This is a genomic window from Streptomyces anatolicus (assembly GCF_019400875.1).
GTDB lineage: Bacteria > Actinomycetota > Actinomycetes > Streptomycetales > Streptomycetaceae > Streptomyces > Streptomyces anatolicus.
This window is the reverse complement of the sequence record NZ_WMBF01000509.1, coordinates 1-4,311: the sequence shown is the minus strand read 5'-3', so window position 1 is coordinate 4,311 and position 4,311 is coordinate 1. Positions and strand designations below refer to the sequence as shown.

Below are 4,311 nucleotides of genomic sequence, written 5' to 3'. Positions count from 1 at the left end.
GCCGACGACATCCTGAAGCAGGCCGGGCGTGGCGTGACCTCCATGGTGGTCTGCCTGGAGGACTCCATCGACGACGCCGAGGTGGCCGACGCCGAGGAGAATCTGATCCGGCACTTCGCCGACCTGGCCGAACGGGGCGTGGAGCCCCCGCTGCTCTTCATCCGGGTCCGCGCCGCCGAGCAGATCCCCGACCTGACCCGCAGGCTCGGCCCGAGCCTGCGCCTGCTGTCCGGATTCGTACTGCCCAAGTTCACCGAGGAGCGGGGCGTGCCGTTCCTGGAGGCGATCGTGGCCGCGGAGGCGGCCGGCGGGCGGCGGCTCTTCGCCATGCCCGTCCTGGAGTCGCCCGAGCTGCTGCACCTGGAGAGCCGCGCCGACACCCTCGCCGGGATCGCCCGGACCGTCGACAAGTACCGCGACCGGGTCCTCGCGCTGCGCCTCGGCGTCACCGACTTCTGCTCGGCGTACGGACTGCGCAGACCGCCGGACATGACCGCGTACGACGTGCGGATCGTCGCCTCCGTCATCGCGGACGTGGTGAACGTGCTCGGCAGGGCCGACGGTACGGGGTTCACCGTGACCGGGCCCGTGTGGGAGTACTTCCGCGCCCAGGAGCGCATGTTCAAACCGCAGCTGCGCCGCAGCCCCTTCCTCCAGGGCCGGGCCGAGGAGCTGCGGCAGGCCCTCATCGAGCACGACATGGACGGCCTGCTCCGCGAGATAGAACTCGACCGGGCCAACGGACTGCTCGGCAAGACCTGCATCCACCCCTCGCACGTCCTGCCCGTGCACGCCCTGTCGGTGGTCAGTCACGAGGAGTTCAGCGACGCCGAGGACATCCTGCGCCCCGAGCGGGGCGGCGGCGGGGTGCTGCGCTCCTCGTACACGAACAAGATGAACGAGGTGAAGCCGCACCGCGCCTGGGCCGAGCGGACCCTCAGGCGCGCCGAGGTCTTCGGCGTCGCCAGGGCCGACGTCGGCTTCGTGGAACTGCTCACCGCCGGGTTGCCCGGCTGATGAACGTAAGGAACATGACGTACGTGACACAAGACGCGGTGTGGTCGGGGAGCTGGGTCGCCGAGCGGCTGGGGGTCGGGCTCGACGGCGACGAGGCGCTGCCCGGCCTGCTCGGCCTCGCGCTGCGCCGCAACCCCAAGCGGGCACACCTCCTGGTGTCGAACGTGCTGGGCAAGCACGTGCCGCAGCGCCCCTCGGTCGTGTACGGGGCCGGGCACGGCCTCGGCGTGCGGGTGCGGAACCTGCTCGGCGACGAAGAGGCGCGGCGCGCCGTCGTACTCGGCTACGCGGAGACCGCGACCGGCCTCGGCCACGCGGTCGCCGACGGCGTCGGCCTCGCGCCCTATCTGCACTCCACGCGGCGCCCCGTCGAGGGCGTCGAGCGCGCGGGCGGCTTCGAGGAGTCCCACTCGCACGCCACCTCGCACCTGCTGCTGCCCGAGGACCCCCGGCTGCTCGCCGGGGACGGCCCGCTGGTCCTCGTCGACGACGAGTTCTCCACCGGCAACACGGTCCTGAACACCGTCCGCGCCCTGCACGAGCGCTTCCCGCGCGAGCGGTACGTGATCGTGGCGCTCGTCGACATGCGCTCGCCGGACGACCAGGGGCGCCTCGCCGCCTTCGCCCGGGAGATCGGCGCGCGCGTCGACCTGATCGCGCTGGCGTCCGGGACGGTGCGGCTGCCCGACGGTGTCCTGGAGAAGGGGCAGCGCCTGGTCGCCGAGCACGAGACGGACCCCGCCCCGCCGCCGCGCGGGGAGCGCGGCACGGTCACGCGCGTCGAGCTGGGCTGGCCTGCCGGGGTGCCCGACGGGGGGCGGCACGGTTTCACGCCCGCGCACCGGGGGCGGCTGCGCGGCGCGCTGCCCGGGATGGCCGAGCGGATCGCGGAGGCCCTGCCGTCCGAGGCCCGGCGTGTGCTCGTACTCGGGTTCGAGGAACTGATGTACGCGCCGCTGGCGCTCGGTGTGGAGCTGGAACGGGAGCTCGGGCGGCGGTCCGGCGCGGAGGTGCGGTACTCCACCACGACCCGGTCGCCCGTGCTCGCCGTGGACGACCCCGGCTACGCGATACGCACGCGCCTCGTCTTCCCCGCGCACGACGCGCCCGCCGACGGGGCGGGCCCCCGGTTCGCCTACAACGTCGCGGGCGGGGACTTCGACGCGGTCGTCGTGGTGGTGGACTCCGTGGCGGACACACCTCAACTGCACGCCACCGACGGCTTGTTGGCTCAGCTCTCCGCGCACGCCGGGCATGTGGTGCTGGCGGTCGTGCCCTCGTACATCCCCCCGCGGGGCGCCCACGCCCCCGAAAGGTCCCCCATGCTTCCCGAGCCGCTCCGTGGCCCCGCCTTCTCCTCGTACGCGCCCGAAGACGTCGGCTGGCTGCTCCAGGACCTCTCGGACGTGACGCTCGAAGCGCCCACCGAGGAGCGCGAGGAGGCGATACAGAGCGGTGGTGCGCACTACGCCGAGTCGCTGCCCGTCGAGTACCAGCCGAGCGAGCGCTACCAGCAGCTCTTCCTCTCCGCGCTCGACACCTCCGCCGCCCGTATCGCCCAGGCCGTCGGCACGGTCACCGAGATCGTGCTCGCCGAGCGCTCGCCGCGCCCGGTCCTGGTCTCACTGGCCCGCGCGGGCACGCCCGTCGGTGTCCTGATGCGCCGCTGGGCCGCGCACCGGCACGGCCTCGACCTGCCGCACTACGCCGTCTCGATCGTGCGCGGGCGCGGCATCGACGCCAACGCGCTGCGCTGGCTCGCCGCCCACCACGACCCCGCCGACGTCGTCTTCGTCGACGGCTGGACAGGCAAGGGCGCGATCACCCGCGAACTCGCCGACGCCGTGCGGGAGTTCGAGGCGGGCGGCGGTCCGGCGGGCTTCAGTCCGGAGATCGCGGTCCTTGCCGACCCCGGTTCGTGCGTACGCACCTACGGCACTCGCGAGGACTTCCTCATCCCCTCCGCCTGCCTCAACTCCACGGTCTCCGGGCTCATCTCACGTACCGTGCTCCGCTCCGACCTGGTCGGCGCGGACGACTTCCACGGCGCGAAGTTCTACCGCGAGCTGGCGGACGCCGATGTGTCCGGCCACTTCGTCGACGCGGTCGTGGCCCGCTTCGACGAGGTCGCCGAGGCGGTCGAGTCCCAGGTCAAGGAGGCGCTGGCCGCCGACAGGGCGCCGACCTGGGAGGGCTGGGCCGCGGTCGAGCGGATCAGCGAGGAGTACGGGATCCACGACGTGAACCTCGTCAAGCCGGGCGTCGGCGAGACCACGCGGGTGCTGCTGCGCCGGGTCCCCTGGAAGATCCTGGCGCGCGCGGGCGCGGGCGCCGACCTCGACCATGTGCGGCTGCTGGCCGAGCAGCGGGGTGTTCCCGTCGAGGAGGTCGGCGAACTCCCCTACAGCTGCGTGGGGTTGATCCACCCCCGGTATACGCGGGGCGCGACGGGCGCGGACGGCAAGGCGGTCTCCGGGGCCGGCGGAACGGGCGCGGACGGCAAGGCGGTGGCTTCACAGTGACACAGCTTGTCGCGAGCGACCTCGATCGCACGCTCATCTACTCCGCGGCCGCCCTCGGCCTGACCATGCCCGACGCCGAGGCGCCGCGTCTGCTCTGCGTCGAGGTGTACCAGGGCAAGCCGCTGTCGTACGTCACCGAGACCGCCGCCGGGCTCCTCGACGAGCTGGGGCGCGGCGGCGCGGTCTTCGTGCCGACCACGACCCGCACCCGCGAGCAGTACGGCCGCATCCATCTCCCGGGCCCCCCACCGGAGTTCGCGATCTGCGCCAACGGCGGGCACCTGCTCGTGAACGGCGTCTCCGACCCCGACTGGCAGGTGCGGGTCGCCCGGCGCCTCGCCGACGAGTGCGCCACGCTCGACGAGGTCCGCGCGCATCTTCTGCGTACCGCCGATCCGGCCTGGCTGCTGAAGGAGCGCGTCGCCGAGGACCTCTTCGCCTACCTGGTCGTCGAGCGCTCGCTGCTGCCCGACGCCTGGGTGAAGGAGCTCGGCGAGTGGGCGCGGGGGCGCGGCTGGACGGTCTCGCTCCAGGGCCGCAAGCTCTACGTGGTGCCGCGGCCGCTCACCAAGAGCGCGGCGGCACGGGAGGTCGCGCGCCGGGTGGGTGCGGAGGAGATCCTCGCGGCGGGGGACTCGCTGCTCGACACGGATCTGCTGCTCGCCGCGGACCGGGCGTGGCGGCCCGGGCACGGGGAGCTGGCCGACACGGGCTTCGTGGCGCCCGGGCTCACGGTCCTTGAGGAGCGGGGGATCGCGGCGGGGGAGGAGAT

General features: G+C 73.4%; 3 protein-coding genes. All 3 read left to right on the top strand.

Annotated elements, in window-relative coordinates:
* The coding region (locus GKQ77_RS28485) for an HpcH/HpaI aldolase/citrate lyase family protein (RefSeq protein WP_258022118.1) at positions 1–1,017 on the top strand (1,017 nt) is incomplete at its 5' end.
* 14 nt (positions 1,018–1,031) lie between these two features.
* On the top strand, positions 1,032–3,539 hold the full coding sequence (locus GKQ77_RS28480) for a phosphoribosyltransferase (protein ID WP_258022117.1): 2,508 nt from the start codon (positions 1,032–1,034) through the stop codon (positions 3,537–3,539).
* Positions 3,536–4,311 (top strand): HAD family hydrolase (locus GKQ77_RS28475; RefSeq protein ID WP_219691809.1); only part of this gene is annotated, 776 nt, incomplete at its 3' end. The genes GKQ77_RS28480 and GKQ77_RS28475, both read left to right, overlap by 4 nt.

Coding starts and splice junctions, on each gene's coding strand:
- GKQ77_RS28480 (WP_258022117.1), top strand. CDS start 1,032: ATGACGTACGTGACACAAGACGCGGTGTGGTCGGGGAGCTGGGTCGCC.